The sequence below is a fragment of the Streptomyces sp. MP131-18 genome, assembly GCF_001984575.1.
Taxonomy (GTDB): Bacteria; Actinomycetota; Actinomycetes; order Streptomycetales; family Streptomycetaceae; genus Streptomyces; species Streptomyces johnsoniae.
Map to the genome: position 1 here is coordinate 1,779,585 of NZ_LZNS01000001.1, position 19,733 is coordinate 1,799,317.

15 protein-coding genes are annotated in these 19,733 nt (G+C 70.5%); 5 read left to right on the forward strand and 10 right to left on the reverse strand.

Annotated features, from left to right (window positions below; translation table 11 throughout):
- Window positions 1-22: 22 nt before the first annotated feature.
- From STBA_RS07715 to dxr, 5 genes are all read right to left on the reverse strand, one after another.
- Window positions 23-586, reverse strand: coding sequence for a GNAT family N-acetyltransferase (locus STBA_RS07715; protein WP_077058534.1), 564 nt, complete (start codon window positions 584-586; stop codon window positions 23-25).
- Between the two features lie 53 nt (window positions 587-639).
- Window positions 640-1,488, reverse strand: coding sequence for a DUF4081 domain-containing GNAT family N-acetyltransferase (locus tag STBA_RS07720; RefSeq protein ID WP_077058535.1), 849 nt, complete (start codon window positions 1,486-1,488; stop codon window positions 640-642).
- A 109-nt stretch (window positions 1,489-1,597) separates the two neighbouring features.
- Window positions 1,598-2,752, reverse strand: a complete 1,155-nt coding sequence (gene ispG, locus STBA_RS07725; RefSeq protein WP_077058536.1) for a flavodoxin-dependent (E)-4-hydroxy-3-methylbut-2-enyl-diphosphate synthase — start codon at window positions 2,750-2,752, stop codon at window positions 1,598-1,600.
- A gap of 59 nt (window positions 2,753-2,811) precedes the next feature.
- The gene (locus STBA_RS07730; RefSeq protein ID WP_077058537.1) at window positions 2,812-4,116 is read right to left on the reverse strand and encodes a site-2 protease family protein; all 1,305 of its coding nucleotides are present in this window, start codon (window positions 4,114-4,116) and stop codon (window positions 2,812-2,814) included.
- Window positions 4,113-5,384 (reverse strand): 1-deoxy-D-xylulose-5-phosphate reductoisomerase, encoded by a 1,272-nt coding sequence (dxr, locus tag STBA_RS07735; protein WP_077058538.1) that lies wholly within the window; start codon window positions 5,382-5,384, stop codon window positions 4,113-4,115. The genes STBA_RS07730 and dxr overlap by 4 nt, the downstream gene beginning before the upstream one ends.
- Window positions 5,385-5,574: 190 nt before the next feature.
- On the opposite strand from dxr, the gene STBA_RS07740 reads away from it, so the two are divergent.
- The 3 genes from STBA_RS07740 (at window position 5,575) to STBA_RS07750 (ending at window position 8,982) form a co-directional block, all read left to right on the forward strand.
- Entirely contained in the window at window positions 5,575-6,009 is a 435-nt protein-coding gene (locus STBA_RS07740; RefSeq protein ID WP_143659448.1) for a hypothetical protein, read from the forward strand.
- Complete coding sequence (locus tag STBA_RS07745) at window positions 6,009-8,375, forward strand: hypothetical protein (protein ID WP_077058540.1); 2,367 nt, start codon at window positions 6,009-6,011, stop codon at window positions 8,373-8,375. The genes STBA_RS07740 and STBA_RS07745 overlap by 1 nt, the downstream gene beginning before the upstream one ends.
- A gap of 61 nt (window positions 8,376-8,436) precedes the next feature.
- Window positions 8,437-8,982: a hypothetical protein gene (locus STBA_RS07750; protein WP_143659449.1), complete on the forward strand. Its 546-nt coding sequence runs from the start codon at window positions 8,437-8,439 to the stop codon at window positions 8,980-8,982.
- A gap of 650 nt (window positions 8,983-9,632) precedes the next feature.
- Here STBA_RS07750 and STBA_RS07755 read toward each other — a convergent pair.
- Complete coding sequence (locus STBA_RS07755; RefSeq protein WP_077058542.1) at window positions 9,633-11,534, reverse strand: acyl-CoA dehydrogenase family protein; 1,902 nt, start codon at window positions 11,532-11,534, stop codon at window positions 9,633-9,635.
- Window positions 11,535-11,733: 199 nt separating this feature from the next.
- On the opposite strand from STBA_RS07755, the gene STBA_RS07760 reads away from it, so the two are divergent.
- Both STBA_RS07760 and STBA_RS07765 read left to right on the forward strand, forming a co-directional pair.
- Window positions 11,734-12,783: a LacI family DNA-binding transcriptional regulator gene (locus tag STBA_RS07760; RefSeq protein ID WP_077058543.1), complete on the forward strand. Its 1,050-nt coding sequence runs from the start codon at window positions 11,734-11,736 to the stop codon at window positions 12,781-12,783.
- Window positions 12,780-14,819, forward strand: coding sequence for a TIM-barrel domain-containing protein (locus tag STBA_RS07765; RefSeq protein ID WP_077058544.1), 2,040 nt, complete (start codon window positions 12,780-12,782; stop codon window positions 14,817-14,819). Before STBA_RS07760 ends, STBA_RS07765 begins: the two co-directional genes overlap by 4 nt.
- A 164-nt stretch (window positions 14,820-14,983) precedes the next feature.
- Here STBA_RS07765 and STBA_RS07770 read toward each other — a convergent pair whose 3' ends face one another.
- From STBA_RS07770 to STBA_RS07785, 4 genes are read right to left on the reverse strand one after another with little or no spacing between them, the layout of a single operon-like run.
- On the reverse strand, window positions 14,984-15,688 hold the full coding sequence (locus tag STBA_RS07770) for a hypothetical protein (RefSeq protein WP_077058545.1): 705 nt from the start codon (window positions 15,686-15,688) through the stop codon (window positions 14,984-14,986).
- Window positions 15,655-17,694, reverse strand: a complete 2,040-nt coding sequence (locus STBA_RS07775; RefSeq protein WP_077063170.1) for a beta-galactosidase — start codon at window positions 17,692-17,694, stop codon at window positions 15,655-15,657. The genes STBA_RS07770 and STBA_RS07775 overlap by 34 nt, the downstream gene beginning before the upstream one ends.
- 24 nt (window positions 17,695-17,718) lie before the next feature.
- Window positions 17,719-18,663: a carbohydrate ABC transporter permease gene (locus STBA_RS07780; protein WP_077058546.1), complete on the reverse strand. Its 945-nt coding sequence runs from the start codon at window positions 18,661-18,663 to the stop codon at window positions 17,719-17,721.
- The gene (locus STBA_RS07785; protein ID WP_077058547.1) at window positions 18,660-19,718 is read right to left on the reverse strand and encodes an ABC transporter permease subunit; all 1,059 of its coding nucleotides are present in this window, start codon (window positions 19,716-19,718) and stop codon (window positions 18,660-18,662) included. Before STBA_RS07785 ends, STBA_RS07780 begins: the two co-directional genes overlap by 4 nt.
- Window positions 19,719-19,733 lie beyond the last annotated feature (15 nt).

Here is a 19,733-nt window from a genome sequence, read left to right on the forward strand (position 1 = left end):
GGGTGCCGGGGGCCGGGCGGCGTCAGCGCCGCAGCGGCAAGGGCGCGCCCATGACGGCGTAGGGGCTCGGCGCGGAGGGGAACATGACGCGGCGGGCCAGGTCGGCGTAGCCGAGCTTGCGGTAGAGGGCGCGGGCCGGGCTCTCGGTGTCGATGGCCGAGAGGATCGAGCGCGGCTCCGCGGCGCTGTCCGTGAGCGAGGTGATGAGGGCACGGCCTATGCCGCGGTGCTGGTAGTCCGGCAGCACGTGCAGCTCGGTGATGGTGAACGAGTCGTCCAGCCAGGATTCGTGGCCGGCGCGGCGCAGGTAGGGCTCGACGACTCCGGACCACCACTGCGCGCGGTCGTTGGGCATGCCGTAGACGAAGCCGACGAGCCTGCCGTCGCCGTTGGTGGCACCGAGGGCGCGGGCGCCGGGGCCGGCGAGGTGGCGCAGGACGATGTGCCTGCGCACGCCGACCTCGTCGGCGGTGAGGCCGAACGCCTGGGCCTGCACGTCCAGCGCCTCGTCCACCTTGGTCGCGAGGTCGATCGGCGTGATCACGACGTCCCGGGCGTCCGGGGCCCGGCCGGCGGATGGTGTCATGCGGGGAGGCTAACGTGCACGGCCGGGTAAGTCGCGCCCGGTGCCGCGAATGATCAGAACAGCACGCTCATCAGGGTGCCGCACCGGGTGAAGCCGAGGCGGCGGTAGACGGCGAGCGCGGGTGCGTTGAAGTCGTTCACGTAGAGGCTGACGACCGGCGCGGTCTCGGCCAGGGCGTGTGCCAGGACGGTGGCGAGCCCGGCGGTGGCCAGCCCCCGGCCCCTGCGATCGGGGGCGGTCCAGACGCCCTGGAGCTGGCATACCTCGGGGGTGACCGCCCCGATCTCGGCCTTGAAGACGACGCGGCCGTCCTCCACGCGGGCGAAGCAGCGGCCGGAGCCCACGGTCTCGGCCACCCGCGACTGGTAGGCGAGCCCGCCGTCCTCGGCGCCGAGCGGGGAGATGCCGACCTCTTCGGTGAACATGGCCACGGCGGCGGGGAACACCAGCTCCATCTCGTCCTTGCGCATGCGCCGCACCCGCGGGTCCGCGGTGACGCCGGGGGCCGTGCGGCGGGTGGCCAGCAGCGGCTGACGCGGCCGGAGCTGGCGGGCGGGCCCCCAGTGCGGTTCGAGGCGGGCCCAGAGCTGCGCGGTGGGCCCGGCGGGGCCGACGAGGGAGGAGCAGCGGCGGCCCTGGCGCAGGGCCCGTTCGGCGAACGCCTCGACCGCGGCGGCATCGGCACGGACCGGCACGAGGTTCGCCCCGGCGTAGCAGAGCGAGGTGAGCCTGCCGTCGCGGTAGTAGCCCCACATGTCGCCGCCGAGGTAAGGCTGCTGGAGTCCGGACTCCAGGACGCGGGCGGTCACGAAGGCGTTGGCCACCGGGTCCTCGTTGAGCACGGCCAGGGCGGGCTTGAGTTCGGACGGGCGCAGGACCCGGGTGGTGGGCGTGGTGAGCACGGGCGGCGGGCCTTGTGTTGGTCGGGAGAGCGGGTGCCCCGCACCCTACCCCGGGTGCGATCCGTGCGGAGGGTCGTCCGCGCGGGCCGCACCGCGGGGGCGGCGGGTGTCAGGCCACGGTGACTTCGGGGGCGCCGGACTCGGTGCCGTCCTTCGCCATCTGGTCGGCGATCTTCATGGCCTCGTCGATGAGCGTTTCCACGATCTTGGACTCGGGCACGGTGCGGATGACCTCGCCCTTGACGAAGATCTGCCCCTTGCCATTGCCCGAGGCGACGCCGAGGTCGGCCTCCCGGGCCTCGCCGGGACCGTTGACGACGCAGCCCATGACGGCGACGCGCAGCGGCACGTCCATGCCGGTCAGGCCCTCGGTGACCTCTTCCGCGAGCTTGTACACGTCCACCTGGGCCCGGCCGCAGGAGGGGCAGGAGACGATTTCGAGCCCGCGCTGCCGCAGGCCGAGGGACTCCAGGATCTGCGTGCCGACCTTGATCTCCTCCACGGGCGGCGCGGAGAGGGACACACGGATCGTGTCGCCGATGCCCTCGCTGAGCAGGGCGCCGAAGGCGACGGCGGACTTGATGGTGCCCTGGAAGGCGGGCCCCGCCTCGGTGACGCCGAGGTGGAGCGGGTAGTCGCAGGCGGCGGCGAGCTGCCGGTAGGCGTTCACCATGACCACGGGGTCGTTGTGCTTCACCGAGATCTTGATGTCGCGGAAGCCGTGCTCCTCGAACAGGGAGCACTCCCACAGCGCGGACTCGACCAGGGCCTCCGGGGTGGCCTTGCCGTACTTGGCCAGCAGCCGCTTGTCGAGCGAGCCGGCGTTGACGCCGATGCGGATGGGCGTGCCCGCGTCGGAGGCGGCCCTGGCGATCTCGGCGACCTTGTCGTCGAACTGCTTGATGTTCCCCGGGTTCACGCGGACCGCGGCGCAGCCCGCGTCGATCGCGGCGAACACGTACTTCGGCTGGAAGTGGATGTCCGCGATCACGGGGATGCCGGACTTGCGGGCGATCACCGGCAGGGCATCGGCGTCGTCCTGTGTCGGGACGGCGACGCGCACGATCTGACAGCCGGAGGCGGTCAGCTCGGCGATCTGCTGAAGTGTCGCACCGATGTCCGAAGTCCGTGTCGTCGTCATGGACTGCACGGAGACCGGGGCGTCACCACCTACGGCGACCGAGCCGACCTGGATCTTGCGGCTGACGCGGCGGTCGGCCAGCTTGGCCGGTACGGACGGGATTCCCAGCGAGATGGCTGTCATGGATCAGTGCAACCCCACGGTGTGGACGGGCGGGCTCCAGGGCTTGAGCCTACGGCACTTCACCCGGTGAGCCGCACCGGACTGACAATGTCCGCGGCCAGCACCAGCAAGGTGAAGCAGATGAACACGCCGGCGACCACGTAGGCGACGGGCATCAGCTTGGCCACGTCGAACGGGCCGGGATCGGGGCGCTTGCGCAGGCGGGCGAGCCTGCGCCGCAGGGACTCCCACAGGGCACCGGCGATGTGCCCGCCGTCGAGCGGCAGCAGCGGCAGCATGTTGAACAGGAACAGTGAAAGGTTGAATCCCGCCACCAGGAAGAGGGCCATCGCGACCTGCTGGCTGGCGGGGATGTCCAGGGTGAAGATGTCGCCGCCGACGCGTGCGGCGCCGACGACGCCCATCGGGGAGTCCTGCTCGCGCTCCGCGTTGCCGAGGGCCGCGTTCCACAGTCCCGGCACTTCGGAGGGGATGTCGACCAGCGCCTCGACGCCGGTGGTCATGATGTCGCCCATCCGCTCGACGGCCTGCGGGAAGTCCTGCTTGACGATGCCGCTTGCCGGGGAGAAACCGAGGAATCCCGCGGTGACGAACTCGCCCTCGACGTAGCCGCCGTCGCCGTCGGTCCTGGCGACCTGGTTCTCGATGAGGTCGGCGTGCAGCTCCATCGTGGTGCCGTCGCGCTCGACGGTGATGGTGGCCTCGCCCGTGGTGTCGCGGATGCGGTCCTGGAGGGTGCCCCACTCGTCGATGGGCACCCCGTCGAACGCCACGATGGTGTCCCCCGGCAGCAGTCCCGCCTCGGCGGCCGGGGCCGGCTGGTCGGAGGCGCGGCAGTCCCGCGGCTCCTCGCTCTGCGAGATGACGCACTCGGAGACGGTGGCGACGGTGGTCGTCTGGGTGTTGATGCCGAAGCCCATGAGCACGCCGAGGAAGATCACGACGGCGAGAAGCAGGTTCTGCGCGGGCCCTGCGAACATGACGATCACGCGCTGCCACGGCTTGCGCGTGTAGAACAGCCGCTTCTCGTCCCCGGGCTGTAGCTCCTCGAAGGCGGCGGCGCGGGCGTCCTCGATCATGCCGCGGAACGGCGAGGTGGAGCGCTGACGGACCTTGCCGTCGTCGCCCGGCGGGAACATGCCGATCATGCGGATGTAGCCGCCGAGCGGGATGGCCTTGATGCCGAACTCGGTCTCTTTCTTCTTCCGGGACCAGATGGTGGGGCCGAAGCCGACCATGAACTGCGGCACCCGGACGCCGAACATCCGCGCGGTCGAGAAGTGACCCAGCTCGTGCCACGCAATGGACACGAGCAGGCCGAAGACGAAGACGAGTATGCCGAGAATGAACATCAGGGCTGTCATCGGGTCGCCTCCGTCGTCGTCCGGCCGGTCGTCCCGGCCAGCTCCCGGGCACGCCTGCGCGCCCTGGTCTCCGCTTCGAGGACGTCCGGCAGGGCCAGTGAGGTTCCGGAGCCGTCGCTGCCCTGCTCGTCGACCACCTGCGCCACGGTGTCCACGATCCCGGTGAACGGCAGCAGGCCCGCGAGGAACGCGTCGACACACTCCTCGTTGGCCGCGTTGAACACCGCGGGCGCCGTACCGCCGAGGCTACCGACCTTCATGGCGAGCGGCACCGAGGGAAAGGCATCTGTGTCCAGCGGGAAGAACTCCCAGGTGTGCGCCCTGGTCCAGTCGCAGGGCGGAGCGGCCCCCGGCACCCGGTGCGGCCAGCCGAGCCCGAGCGCGATCGGCATGCGCATGTCGGGCGGCCCGGCCTGGGCGAGCGTCGAACCGTCGGTGAACTCCACCATCGAGTGAATATAGGACTGCGGGTGGACGACGACCTCGATGCGGTCGAACGGAATTCCGTACAGCAAGTGGGCCTCGATGACCTCGAGCCCCTTGTTGACGAGCGTCGCGGAGTTGATCGTGATGACCGGGCCCATGGCCCAGGTCGGATGCGCCAGCGCGTCCTTCGGGGTGACAGAGGCCAGCTCGGCGCGGCTGCGCCCGCGGAACGGCCCGCCGCTCGCGGTGACGACCAGGCGTTCGACCTCACCGCGCGTGCCGCCGAGCAGCGCCTGGAAGAGCGCCGAGTGCTCCGAGTCGACCGGGACGATCTGTCCCGGCTCGGCCAGCCCGGTCACCAGCGGCCCGCCGACGATCAGCGACTCCTTGTTGGCCAGCGCGAGCACCCGGCCCGCCGACAGCGCGGCGAGGGTCGGGGCGAGACCGATGGAGCCGGTGATGCCGTTGAGCACCGTGTGGCACTCGCTCGCGGCCAGCTGGGTGGCCGCGTCGGGCCCGGCCAGGATCTCGGGCAGCGGCTGACCGACGCCGTACTGGGCACGCAGCGCCTCCCGCAGTGCGATCGCCCGGTCCTCCCGCGCGATGGCGACGGTCCGCACCTGGAGCCGGTGCGCCTGCCCGGCCAGCCGGTCGAGCCGCTCGCCCGCGGCCGAGAGCCCGGTGACACGGAAGAGGTGCGGGTTACGCAGCACGACATCGATGGCCTGGGTGCCGATCGACCCGGTGGACCCCAGAACGACAACCTCCCGCGGCCCCTCGGGCGGCGGCTCGGCCGGGAAACGCGCATGCGGATCGGCAAGACAGACGGGACTCTCGGTCATCCCCCCATTGTCGCCCGCCCCGCGAACGCTTCCCGACGGCCCCCACACATCCGCGGTTGCCGCAGCCCGCGGTGCACGGGGCCCCGGCGGCCCGGGGCGCGCACCGGTTCGTAGAATGGCAGGCAGCACATCAACTCTTGGCCTTCCGCGCGAAGATGCCGAGACGCAGTCTTTCCGGGGGGTGGATGATGTGGACGCTTGGGCATCCGGCGGGGCGGGCCGCCCGGACCTGGCGGTGAACAGCGAGAGGCTCGATCCGGTGGCCAATACGGCCCGGGAACTCTACGACGATCTCGACCGGCACGGTTGCACGGCGGAGGACGACGTCTCGGCGGCCTCCGGGGACTTCCGTCAGGTGGGCATGGCCGCCGGGCCGACCCTGTCCGTGCTCGCCCAGTGGTGGCGCAGGCAGTGCGACGACCTGCTCGCCGACTGCTCCAGGATCTCGGGGCACCTTGATGAGACCGTCCGTTCACACGACGGGCTGGAGAGCGACGTTCAGGCGTCGCTGCACGGCATCGCCGGCGGCCTGGCAGAGGTACTGCCGGGCGTCCAGCCCAACCTGGCGCTGCTGCGCAGCGCCGGGATCGAGGACTCCGAGGACGGCGGGCAGGGGATGCCCTGATGTTCGGGGATCTATGGGACAGGGCCCAGTGGCAGCAGCAGAGTCTGTTCCTGCCGTCGGGCGGTGAGGTGACCTACGAGCAGCTGAAGCAGCTCCGGCTGGGTTCGCTGCGGCAGGCCGTGGAGGAGTGGGCCGGCGTCCGCGACCGGCTTGCGGATATGGCCGGCCGGGCGAGACACCGGATGCTGGACCAGGCTCACCACTCCGGCTGGCGCGGGGTGAACGCGGACGTGAGCCTGCCCTTCATCGAGGCGACGGCCGGCAAGTTCGAGTACGCCCGTCAGCAGGCCGATGCGCTGCACGCCCTTCTCCAGCAGCTGAGCGACGCCCTGGGGCAGAGCAAGAGCGAGCTTGAGAGTGCGGCCGCCGCCGCGGCCGACGAAGGCGTGACCGTCGACGCCCGTGGCGTGGCCCGCACCGCCGACCCGCCGCACCTGAGCCTCGGCGAGGCGCAGGCCGGCGTCGGCCCGGGCGTGGGGATCGGGGATTACGGGACCGAGCTTTCGCCCGCGCAGGTGAATGCGCTCACGGGCGTGGAGCAGCGCATCAGCAGAGCGCTCGGCTCCGCCGAGGAGGCGGAGCAGACCGCAATCCGGGCCATCAGCGACATTCTTTCCGAGCGGCCGGGCGAGTTCAGCCCCACACCCTACGCAGACGGCGCCGACCCCGAGGCCGTTCAAACGCTCGCAGACGTCGACGAGTTCCTCGAACTGTCGCAAGGCGACGGGCCGGTGACCTCCGACGCGGCCGTACGGCAACTGGAGTTACTGAACGAGTACGCGGACGATCCTCTGTTCGCGGAACGGGTCATCGACGGGATGGGCATGGATGCGTATCTCCAGCTTTCCCAACGCTACGACGCCGGCGCCGAGGAGCTGGACCGTGCGGGTGTGTCACTGAACTCCCTCCAGCAGGGCCTCGGCACCACGCTGATCACCGCGATGCAGCCCCCCGGCGACATGGCCTCGCACCCGCCCGGCTCCGCGGCGTGGAACGAGTGGCTGCGGACTCCGGACGGACAGCGTTACCAAACACGCCTGGACGCCTTGCAGGAGGCAGGCACGGAATGGACATACCAAGAGGAGTCGGCCTCTGGCCTGCCGACACCCGAGCGCAACGACGCCCGCCTCGGCTATGACGTGGTGCTCGATCTTCTGGAGCGGGGCGAGGGCCAGGTCGACGACCAGTTCTTCAACCAACTGCTCGGGGGAATGATCGACCAGGAGAAGGACGATCCGGAGGTCTGGTCCGCGAACAGGTACACCGGCGAGGACGGCTGGGACCAGAGGAACGACCCGGTCGACCGCCTCCTCGGCTACGGGGCCGGAAACAACGCCGAGGCGGTGACGGCCTATTTTGCCCCAGTCCCGGACGGCGACACCTCACGCATCGACTACTTCCTCAAGAATCCCGCGGAGGAGGGCGGCCGCGGCGTCCACCTCGACGGCGCCGACTGGACGAACATGGCCCTGCCGGCCAACGCCGAGTCCCCGGGCGCGGTGGCAGCCCTCCAGGTGGCCGCCACCGGCATCCACCCGGACGACGTCGTGTGGCCGGACGACCAGCACTCGGACGCCAACATTGCGATGGCCGAACACATCTGGAACTCTTTCGCCGAAGACCCCGGCACCGTCCAGCACCGGAGCGGCGCCTTCGCCCCTCTCCTGGGCCACATCGGCGCAGAGTACATCGCAGACGTGCAGCACGCCGTTGCGGGCACCGGAGGAACCCTGCCCGACGACGCAGAGGCCGTCTTCGATTCGGCCAATTCCGGAAGCCTGCTCTGGGAAATCGGCAAGCACCAGGAAGCATACGAACGCATCACCATCGCAAACCAATCACTCATGCATGTCGCGGTCGATGACGCAGTAACCGACTGGAATGGCGACATTTATTCGCAAATGGCGCTCGACGCCGCGGTGCACCGCGGCGGATATGTGGCCGGAATCATGACGGACGCACACGCCACAGCCATGATCGAAGACCAGATCGCGGCCGACGCGGCGCACAATGCACAGGTCGACGACATGGCGAAGTGGGTCGACAGGGGAATCAACGTCGCCATTTACGGGACGATGACCCCGGGCATGGCCTCCCTCACGGACGCGATCAAGGCCGACGCGGTAGAAGCAGTTGCGAGCACCTTCAGGGTGGATAATTCGGCCGACGCCTCGGATGAGGCCCAGTCACGCTTCAATGCCTCGCGGGAAAATTACCAGGAAACCGCCGTAGGTGCTTTCACCTCGGCACGCGAGCACAACGGAATAGATCTGAGCGATAGGGAACTCACCTCGCTCGAAGGACATATCGAAGACGCGGCGATGAACGGGTACAACAGTGGCACGGTACATCAGCACGACTCGTGAGAACGGATATTCAACGAGCACGACATCGACCATGGCATGGCCGCGGCGGCGCCGGTGGGGTGTGAGAGTCCTCGTACCGGTACTCGCCGGGGTGGTGGTTGCCTGCTCGGGTGGGGCCGGTGCGGAGGAGCGGGAGTACTCCGTGCCCGAGGAACTGTGCGGACTGCCCATCGATGTCGGAAGCTTCGACGCGTTGTTTCCTCCCGGGGAGGAGATGCAGGTACGCGATCAGTTCCAGCGAACCGGTGGCCACCTGCTTCCCGACGGTATGTGCACGGTGACCGTGGACGGCGACCCGGCATTCCACCTTGCGCTGACCCCCGCATACGAGGGTGGTGTGCAGGAAGTGGTCGACAAGCGGCGGTACGAGATCACAGACGATACGCCGGACACCCTGCGCATCGGACCGCTCGCCGCCATCCGGTACGTCGAGTGCGGGGACGCCACTCCACAGCGGCCGCCGGAGTACGACTACGACGGTTTCGGGACCTCGGTCGGTGTGGAGGGCGACGGCGGCGAAGACCTGAGCGGGACCCTGGAACAAGTCGTCGGCCCGCTGGCCGAGGAGGTCGCGCCGCAGGTACACCCGGAGTTCTGCGACGTCTGAACGCTCCGCTCCTGCGCCGGGGCGCGGCTCAGTTGATCGCGCAAGGGAGGTCCCTTGTGAAACGGGTGTCCTCGGTGGGTCGGCGTTCCAGGGGTCGAGGGGCGAGGGACGTGGTTGCCTTCTTACAGCCAGGTGTCATCGCCGGACAGCGTGCGGGAGGTCAGGGTGGTGCCGGCGGTATGCCACAGGTTGTGGAACAGGTCGTCCATGCGCAGGCGTGACCGGCAGCAGAAGCGTGGGCCTTCTGGTGCACCGCGCGGCCTCACAGGACACAGGTCCATGTCGATGTCGAGCCCACTTCGCAGGAAGGGCCTATGACACCGGCGCCGCGCGTGAGCAGCAGCGCAGTCCGTAAGCACGCCGCACGCAGGGCTGCTTCCCCCGCACTGGTACTGGTGTCGACCCCGACCTGCTCGACCCGCGCTTCCCTCCAGTGGATCTTTTCGTCCGGAGCAGTGAACTGGCAGGCGTAGGCGCTGACGTCACGTATCACCAGCAGTGCGGGCTCGAACAGTTCCCGGGCCCGAGTCGGGGCCCGAGTCGGTTCCGGAGGGGGCGCGGTACGGCCCTGCGCGTACGGGGCGAAGCCCCAGGTGCCGTGGCGAGTGCCTGGAGTCGGAGAAACGGGAATGCCCGTGCCGGGGCGGGGCTCATTCGATCGTGCGGTGGACGTTCTTGTGCAGGGCGGTGTCCTCGGTGGGGTCGGCGATCCAGGGGCCGGGGGTCGAGGGGTCGTGGATGCCTTCTTCCAGCCAGGTGTAGTCGCCGGACAGCACGTGAGAGGCCAGGGCAGTGTCGGTGGTGTCGGTGTTGTGCCACAGGTTGTGGAACAGGTCGTCGACGCGCAGGCGTGACTGGCGGCAGAAGGCGTGGGCCAGTTGGTACGCCTCGCGGCCGTGGTCCTCGTGGGAGCGGAGGCGTTCGGCGTGGACGCAGGCCGCGGACATGGCGAAGAGTTCGGCGCCGATGTCCACGATGCGGCCGAGGAAGACCTGTTTGGTCTCCAGGCGGCCCTGCCAGCGGGACATCGCCATGAACGTGGCGCGGGCCAGGCGTCGGGAGGCGCGTTCGACGAAGCGCAGGTGTGCCGCCAGGTTGGGGTGGCGGGAGACGTGGAAGTCCCCGTAGGCCAGGGGGAGATGGCCGCGGCCGGTGGCCAGGGTGGGAAGCCAGCGGGCGTAGAAGAGGCCGGCGGCGGTGGCGGACTTCCGCTTTTGGGTGAAGGAGGAGTCGGGGTCGATGAGCCCGCCCGCGACCTTCAGGTGGGCGTCGACCGCCTCGCGGGCGATCAGCAGGTGCATGATCTCGGTGGAACCCTCGAAGATGCGGTTGATGCGCAGGTCCCGCAGCATCTGTTCGGCGGGGATGCCGCGTTCGCCGCGGGCGGCCAGGGAGGCCGCGGTCTCGTAGCCGCGTCCGCCGCGGATCTGGACGAGTTCGTCGGCGATCCGCCAGGCCATCTCGCTGCTGTAGAGCTTCGCGAGCGCGGCCTCGATGCGGATGTCGTGGCGTTCCTCGTCGGCCAGTTCGCCGGAGAGTTCGAGCACGGCCTCCAGGGCGAAGGTGGTGGCGGCGATGAAGGAGAGTTTGGCGCCGACCGCCTCGTGCTTTCCGACCGGGCGTCCCCACTGTTCGCGCGCACCCGACCATTCGCGGGCGATTTTCAGGCACCACTTGCCCGCTCCGGTGCACAGGGCGGGGAGCGAGAGGCGGCCGGTGTTCAGGGTGGTCAGGGCGATCTTGAGGCCGGCCCCCTCGGCGCCTATGCGGTTGGCGGCGGGCACGCGCACGCCGCGGAGCCGGGTGACCCCGTTCTCGATGCCGCGCAGTCCCATGAACGCGTTGCGCTGCTCGACGGTGATGCCGGGCGAGTCGGCTTCGACGACGAAGGCGGTGATGCCGCGGTCGGGCACGCGCGCCATGACGACGAGCAGGTCGGCGACGACCCCGTTCGTGGTCCAGAGTTTCACGCCGTCCAGCACGTAGCTGTCGCCGTCGGGGACCGCGGTGGTGGCCAGGCGTGCCGGGTCGGAGCCGACGTCGGGCTCGGTCAGCAGGAAGGCGGAGATCGCGCCGCGGGCGCAGCGTGGCAGGAACGCCTTCCGCTGTTCCTCGGTGCCGAACAGTTTGAGTGGCTGCGGCACTCCGATGGACTGGTGCGCGGAGAGGAGGGCACCGACGGCGGGGCTCGCGGTACCGACGAGGGCGAGGGCGCGGTTGTAGTGGACGTGGCCGAGGCCGAGGCCGCCGTACTCCTCGCCGATTTTCATGCCGAACGCGCCGAGGTCGCGCAGCCCCGCGACGACTTCGTCGGGTATGCGCGCCTCGCGTTCGATCAGGCCGCCGTCGATGCGTTCGGCGCAGAACGCGCGCAGCCGGTCGAGGAAGCGCTCGCCCCGCCGCGCCCCGGGCCCTTCCGGGTCCGGCCGGGGGTGGATGAGGTCGAGCCGGAGCCGGCCGAGGAACAGTTCCTTGGCGAAGCTGGGCTGGTGCCAGTCCTGTTGCCGGGCGGCCTCGGCGACCCGGCGGGCTTCCCGTTCGGAGACGGTCATGTCCACACACCTCGTCCCGATGAGCACTACTGGTGAGTATGTACCCGTTTCCGACCGGGTGAAAGCGCCTGTGAAAACATCGTTGAAGCGCTTCGATACATCTCTGGACACAGCCCACTTGCCGGTCTAAGGTCAACGCGATTACATAGACAGCCGCTGTCGAAGCGCTTCACAACACCTCATTCCCACGGGAGAGCAGATGGTCACTCTCGCCGAGGTCGCCCGGCATGCCGGCGTCTCCGCCAGCACGGTGAGCTACGTCCTCAGCGGCAAACGGACCATCTCCACCAGGACCAGGGAGCGCGTCGAGAAGTCCATCAGGGAACTGGGCTACCACCCCAACGCGGGCGCCCGCGCGCTGGCGAGCAACAAGTCGAACATCATCGCCCTCATGATGCCGCTGCGCACGGACATGTACGTGCCGGTGATGATGGAAATCGCCATCGCGGTGGCCACCACCGCCCGCGAACGCGGCCACGACGTCCTGCTGCTGACCGGCCAGGAGGGCCCCGAGGCGGTGCGGCGGGTGGTCGGCAGCGGGCTCGCCGACGCGATGATCCTCATGGACGTGGAGCTCGAGGACACCAGGCTGTCGCTGGTGCGCGAGTCCCCCCGCCCCGCGGTCCTCATCGGCCTGCCCGCCGACCCCAGCGAACTCACCTGCGTGGACCTGGACTTCGCCGCCACCGGCCGGCTGTGCGCGGAGCACCTGGCCGAGCTCGGGCACCGCGACGTCGCCGTGGTCGGCGAGGCCGCGGCCGTGTACGAGCGGCGCACCGGCTTCGCCGAACGCACCCTCCAGGGGGTGCGCGAGCGGGCGGCCGAGCTGGGCGTGCGCGTGCTGCACCGGCCGTGCGACGGGAGCTACGAGTCGACGGCCGGCACGCTGGCCCGCATCTTCGACGAACGCCCCGCCACCAGCGCGGTCATCGTCCAGAACGAGGCCGCCATCGGCCCGATGCTCAGCCTGCTGCGCCAGCAGGGGCGGGCGGTCCCCGAGGACATCTCCGTGATCGCCGTGTGCCCCGAGCAGGTCGCCACGCAGCAGTCGGTCGCGCTGACCTCGGTGGCCATCCCGGCGCAGGAGATGGGCCGGCGGGCGGTCGAGCTGGTGATGGCCAAGGCCGGGGCGGCGGACGGCCGCGCGCCGACGGGGGCGGGGGCGGAGACCCTGATCGAGCTGCTTCCCCCGCAGTTGACCGTCCGGGCCAGCACCGGCCCGGCCCCCACCCCGACAGGAGCGCCGTGAACGACTCGTCCGCCGTATCCCTCGCCCAGTCCTCCCCCACCGTCGGGACCTTCCGGAGCAGCGCGGGCGCGCTGGAGTGGAGCGGCCGGCAGGAGACGTTGCGCCTGGAACCCTGGGGTCCGGACGGCATCCGGGTGCGGGCCGGGGTCGGCGGCCCCCTGCTGGACGGGCTGCCGGGGGCGCTGGCGGACGCGCCGGAGGAGACGGGCCCCGCCGTGGTGAAGATCGGCGACCGGCTGGCGACGCTGACCTGCGGGTCCATCACGGCGGAGGTGAGCGTCGAGGGCGAGGTCAGGTTCCTGCGCACCGCGGACGGCACGGAGTTGCTGGCCGAGGAGCGGGCGCACTTCTGGTGGCCGGGGCCGCGGCTCTACACCGCGACGGGGAACGGCTATCACCGGCTGGAGCAGCGGTTCGCGGCCTATCCGGGGGAACGGCTCTACGGCCTCGGGCAGCACCAGCACGGGATGCTGGACCAGAAGGGCGCCGTGATCGACCTCGTGCAGCGCAACGCCGAGGTGTCGATCCCGGTGCTGACCTCGAACCGCGGCTACCTGCTGCTGTGGAACAACCCGGCGATCGGGCGCGTGGAGCTGGCGCGGAACGGGACACGGTGGGTCGCGGACAGCGCCCGGCAGATCGACTACTGGATCACGGCGGGCACGCCCGCCCAGACGCAAGGCAGGTACACGGCCGTGACGGGCCGTTCGCCGATGCTGCCGGAGTGGGCCGCCGGGTTCTGGCAGTGCAAGCTGCGCTACCGCACGCAGGAGGAACTGCTCGGCGTCGCGCGGGAGTACAAGCGCCGCGGGCTGCCGATCTCGGCGATCGTCTGCGACTTCTTCCACTGGACGCATCTGGGCGAGTGGAAGTTCGACCCGGCCGAGTGGCCCGACCCGGCGGCCATGGTGCGGGAGCTGTCAGAGCTTGGCATCCGGCTGGTCGTCTCGGTGTGGCCCTCGGTCTCGCCGCTGAGCGAGAACCACCAGGTCATGGAGCAGCGGGGCTTCTTCATCGGCACGGAGTACGGTCCGATGGCGCACGCGGACTGGCCGGACAAGGAGGTCGCCGAGACGGTGCAGGTGGCGTTCTACGACGCGACCAACCCCGGGGCGCGGGACTTCGTCTGGTCGAAGGTGCGGGAGAACTACCTGGAGCCGTACGGCATCACGGCCTTCTGGCTGGACGCCTGCGAGCCGGAGCTGAAGCCCGGTTTCCAGGCCAACCTGCGCTACCACGCCGGTCCTGGACTTGAGGTGGGGAACCTGTACCCGCGGGAGAACGCCAGGACGTTCGACGAGGGGCTGCGGGCCTCGGGGGCGGGCGCGGACGAGGTGATCACGCTGAACCGTTCGGCCTGGGCAGGCAGCCAGCGGCACGGCGCGGCGCTGTGGTCGGGCGACATCGGCACGGATTTCGCGACGCTGCGGCGGCAGATCGCGGCGGGTCTGAACACCTCGCTGTCCGGCATTCCGTGGTGGAACACGGACATCGGCGGCTTCCACGGCGGCGATCCGGAGGACCCGGAGTACCGCGAGGTGCTGGTGCGCTGGTTCCAGTTCGGCGCGCTTTCGCCGCTGATGCGGCTGCACGGCTTCCGCGACCCGGGGATGCCGCTGGGCCCGGAGATGACCGGCGGGCCGAACGAGGTGTGGTCCTACGGCCCCGAGGCGGGCGAGGTGCTGGAGTGGTACCTCGGGCTGCGGGAGCGGCTGCGGCCCTACGTGCTGGAGCAGATGAGGGCGGCGCACGAGGCGGGGCTGCCGCCGATGCGGCCGCTGTTCCTGGAGTTCCCCGACGACCCGCGGGCGTGGGACGTGGCGGACGCCTACCTGTTCGGTCCCGACCTGCTGGTGGCGCCGGTGCTGGCGGCCGGGGCGCGGGAGCGCGCGGTGTATCTGCCGGCCGGGGCGCGGTGGACGGACGCCTGGACCGGCGCCGCGTACCCGGGAGGCGCCGAGGCGGTGGTGCCCGCGCCGCTCGACCGGATTCCGCTGTTCCTGCGGGACGGCGCGCGCCTGCCCGTCACGGGCTGAGCCGGGCGCCGTCCCGCCATGGGCTCCCCGCCCACCCGCCCCGTGCAGGGGAGCGGGTGGGCGGGGGCAACGCGGCCCGGCGCTCCCTTCGGGCCGCGGGTCTTCGGCCGGCCCCACCGCACCTGCGGTGCGCGCGGTGCGGTGGGGCCGCGTCGTCGCCTGCCTCAGCCCTCGCTGACGCTGAAGTCGTTGGTGACGAACTCGAGGCCGCCGGCGGACGAGGTGATCTCGTAGCCGAACTGCACGTCCCCGATGACGGTGTCCTGGCTCATCCAGCCCTGCTCGGTGATCCAGTCGAGGATCGGCAGAATGTCGACGTCGCCCTGCGAGGAGTTGCCCTGGCGCAGGAACGAGTAGACGTTGTTGGCGCCGTTGCTGCCGTTGTAGACGTCCCACGTGTGGCCGCCGAGGGTGGCCTCGCCGACGGGGTTGCCGAGCGGGCCGACGGGTCCCGTCCAGTTCATCCAGAGCATGATCTCGTGGTCGTAGTTCTCGTCCCAGACGTCGAACGTCGTGTTGTAGGCGCCGCTGTCCGGGACGGTGACGTCGTAGTTCGCGCTCAGCGAGCCGATGTCGCCGATCGGCTCGCCGACGATCCACTTGGCATTGGGGTAGGACTTGATGCCGCCGGTGTTGGGGTGGTCGGCGGTCACGGACCACTGCGAGCCCGAGTCGGCGGCGATGCACTGGCTGCCCGCGCCCGAGCCCCAGATGTTGTTGTAGACGATGTAGCCGTCGCCGGGCTCCCAGTTGCCCCACTGGTCGCAGGACTCCCAGGCGGCTGCGGCGTTCGCGGTGCCGGCGGTGAGGCCGGCACCGGTGATCACCGCGGTCGTCAGGGCGGCGGTGGTGAGAACGAGTCGTTGCATGTGCGGCTCCGTTCGGTGTGGGGGGTGAGCACGGCCGCGCCGTGGCGTTCCAGGGTGATCCCGTCGCCGTGGCCGCGGCCGGTGAGCAGGTCGGTGTGGGGGTGGTGCAGGGGGATCGTGACCTGCCCGGGTCCGTGGTTGAGGAGGAAGAGGTGCGCGCCGCGCCGGACGGCCTCCACGCCGGGGGGCGCGTCCGGCAGCACGGGCCCGACGCCCGCCTCGCGGGCGGCGCCGGCCAGCAGCGCGCCGAGTGCGGGCCGCTCCAGGAGGGTGGAGACGTACCAGGCCGTGCCGCGGCCGTGGGAGTGCCGGGTGAGCGCGGGGCGGCCGGACAGCTCGCCCTCCGCGTAGGCGGCGACGACGTCGGCGCCCGCGGGCTCCAGGTCCTCGCTCCAGATGCGGCCCGCGGTGCCGTCGGTGAGCCGGACGGCGACGCCGGCTTCCAGCGGCCACCACTCGTGCAGCGTGGCGAGGCCGAGGACCTCGCGCAGCCTGGCGTCGATCCCGCCCTCGCGGACGCGGTCGTCGGCGTCGGCGATGCCGGTGAAGAAGCCGCAGACGAGGGTACCGCCGCCGCGCACGTAGGCCGCGATGTTGTCCAGGGCGGCGTCGGTGAGGAGGTACAGCTGCGGGATGACGACCACCGGGTAACGGGTGAGGTCGGCCTCGGGGTGCGCGAAGTCGCAGGTGAGGTTCTGCTCCCACAGGGCGTGGTGCCAGGCGGCGAGGATGTCCGGGTAGTTCAGCTCGGCGGAGGGCCGGCCCGGCTGCTGGGAGGCCCACCACGCGGACCAGTCGTGCAGGACGGCGACGCCCGCCGTGACGTGCGTGCCGTGCACGGGCGTGAGGTCGTGCAGCTCCGCGCCCAGCTCCCGGACGTGCCCGAAGACGCGGGAGCCCTCCCCGGCGTGCGGGAGCATCGCGGAGTGGAACTTCTCGCTGCCCTGCCGGGAGGCGCGCCACTGGAAGAAGCACAGCGCGTCCGCTCCGCGGGCGACGGCCTGGAGGGACCACAGGCGCATCTGGCCCGGGGACTTCGGCCGGTTGACCGGCCGCCAGCTGACCGCGGACGCCGCCTGCTCCATCAGCATCCAGGGGCCGCCGGCCTGGGAACGGGTGAGGTCCTGGACCAGCGCGCCGTACGCGGCTCCCCCGGGGTCGTCGTGCCCGGCGGCCGGGTCGGGGTAGACGTCGACGGAGACGACGTCCTCCTCCGCGGCCCAGCGCCAGCCGTCCTGCCCGGCGAACAGCGGCATGAAGTTGGTGGTGACGGGCACGCCGGGGCTGTGCGCGGCGACGATGTCGCGTTCCGCGGTGAAGCACTCCAGCAGCGCGTCGCTGGTGAACCGGCGGAAGTCCAGGGCCTGCGTCGGGTTGATGAAGTACTGGGCGCGGCGCGGCGGGACGACCTCCTCCCACGAGTCGTAGCGCTGGCTCCAGAATGCCGTGCCCCAGGCGGTGTTCAGGCCGTCCAGGCTGCCGTAGCGGTCGCGCAGCCAGACCCGGAAGTGGCGGGCGCTGGTGTCGCACCAGCAGGCGGTGCCGTACTCGTTGTTGATGTGCCACATCCGCAGCGCCGGGTGGCCGCCGTAGCGGCGGGCGAGGTCGTCGGCGATGGCGGCGGCGTGCTCGCGGTAGACCGGCGACGAGGCGCAGAACTGGTTGCGCGAGCCGTACCAGACGACCGTGCCGTTCTCGTCGCGCGGCAGGGTCTCGGGGTGGCGGGCGCCGAGCCAGGGGGGTGGCGAGGCGGTGGGGGTGGCCAGGCAGACGCCGATGCCGTGGTCGTGGAGCAGGTCGAGGACCCGGTCGAGCCAGCCGAAGTCGCGTGCGCCGGGGCGCGGTTCGAGGCTGGCCCAGGAGAAGACGCCGACGGTGGCGAGGTTGACGCCCGCCTCCTTCATCAGGCGGACGTCGTCCTGCCACACCTCGGGTGGCCACTGTTCGGGGTTGTAGTCGCCCCCGAACAGCAGCTTCCCCCGGGTGGCGTCGTGCAGCGCGGCCATGGTCATCTCCTCCTGTACTCGCCGTCAGCCCTTCACGGCGCCGATCAGCATGCCCTTTTTGAAGTGGCGTTGCACGAACGGCGAGAGCACGGCGACCGGAAGCAGTGCGAGAATCATCACAGCGGTCTGGACGGCGATACTGGGGATCTGGCCGGTGCCGATGACCTGCGCCATCCCGGCGGGCCGCTCGTTCGCCAGAACGATCTGCTGGAGGATGTTCTGCAACGGCAGCTTCTCCTGGTCCGTGATGTAGATGAACCCGGCGAACCAGTTGCCCCAGTAGGCCACGGCGTAGAACAGCGAGATGACGGCCAGCACGGCCCGGGAGAGCGGCAGCACGATCTGCCACAGGATGCGCAGCTCGCCGGCGCCGTCGATGCGGGCGCTGTCGATGATCTCCTGGCCGACGTTCATGAAGAACGCCCGCAGCACGAGGATGTTGAAGACGTTGACGGCCATGGGGAGGACCAGCGCGGCGTAGGAGTCCATCATCCCCAGGCTCTGGACGAGCAGGTAGGTGGGGATGATGCCGGCGCCGCCGAAGAACATGGTGGCCAGCAGGGTGAACAGCAGGGTGCGGTGCCACAGCGAGCCGATCCTGGACAGCCCGTAGGCGGCCAGCACGGACACCGTCATGCTGAACAGGGTGCCGATGACCGTGACGCCGATGGAGACCAGCATGGCGCGGGAGACCTCGCCGCCGCTGAGGAGTTCGCGGTAGGCGTCGAAGCTGATGCCGTCGGGCCAGACGACCAGGCCGCCGGCGCTGCTGATCGTCTCGGCGTCGGAGAGGCTGGTGATCAGCACGATCCAGATGGGGAAGAGGATCGCGAGCAGGGCGATGCCGAGGATGACTCCCTTGGCGGTCAGCCCGACGCGGGTGGGCGGCTCCTCCCAGGCGGGCCGGGCGCGCTTGCCCTTCTCCTCCTTGTCCTCGACCAGGACGCTGGTGTCGGTGATGGCGCTCATCGCCGCGAGTACACCCCCTGCTCGCCCATCGCGTGGGCGACTCGGTTGGCGGCCAGGACCAGGGCGAGGCTGAAGACGCCCTTGACGATGCCGATGGCCGCCGCGTAGCTGAAGTCCCCGTTGGCGATGCCGCGGTTCCACACGTAGCTGTCGAGCACTTCCGAGGCGCCGGGGCCGACGGCCGTGCGCTGGATGAGGAACTGTTCGCTGCCGACCGTCAGCATGTTCCCGACCTGGAGCACCAGCAGCAGCGCGATGACCGGGCGCAGCGCGGGCAGGGTCACGTGCCACATGCGGCGCCAGCGGCCCGCGCCGTCCACGGCGGCCGACTCGTACAGCTCGGAGTTGACCATCGACAGGGCGGCGAGGAAGACGATGATGCCCCACCCGGCGTCCTTCCAGATGACCTGGGCGGTGACCAGCCACTTGAAGAAACCGGGGTCGGTCATCAGATCGAAGCTGTCGGTCAGTCCCCAGTCGCGGGCGAGCTGGGCGACGAGCCCGGCGCCGCCGAACATCTGCTGGAAGACGGTGATGACCAGCACCCAGGAGAAGAAGTGCGGCAGGTAGAGCACGGCCTGGGTCCAGGCGCGGATCTTGCTGTGCAGGATGCTGTTGATCAGCAGGGCGAGCGCGATCGGTATGGGGAAGAAGAGGATCAGCTGGAGCGAGGAGAACATCAGGGTGTTCTGCACCGCGTTCCAGAAGTCGCTGTCGTCCAGCATCCGCTGGAAGTTCTCCATCCCGATCCATGCGCTGTTCGCCATGGAGTCGAAGAACCCGTCGCCGGCGTACGGGCTGTAGAACTGGAACGCGATGACGTTGCCGGCGATGGGGATGTAGGCGAACACCAGCAGCAGGACGACCGCGGGCAGCGTCATCGCGACCAGGACCCAGTCGCGGCGCAGCCGGTGCCGCAGGCCGATGCCGCCCGCGAGGCGGGGGTCCTTCCTGCCACGCCGTCGCGGTACCTTCCGTGCCGCGGGGGCGGGCTTGTTGGCTTGTCCGCCGCTCTCCCGTGGCACGGGAGGGCGGGGGACCGTGCTCTGTGACACGCGGTTCTCCTTGCT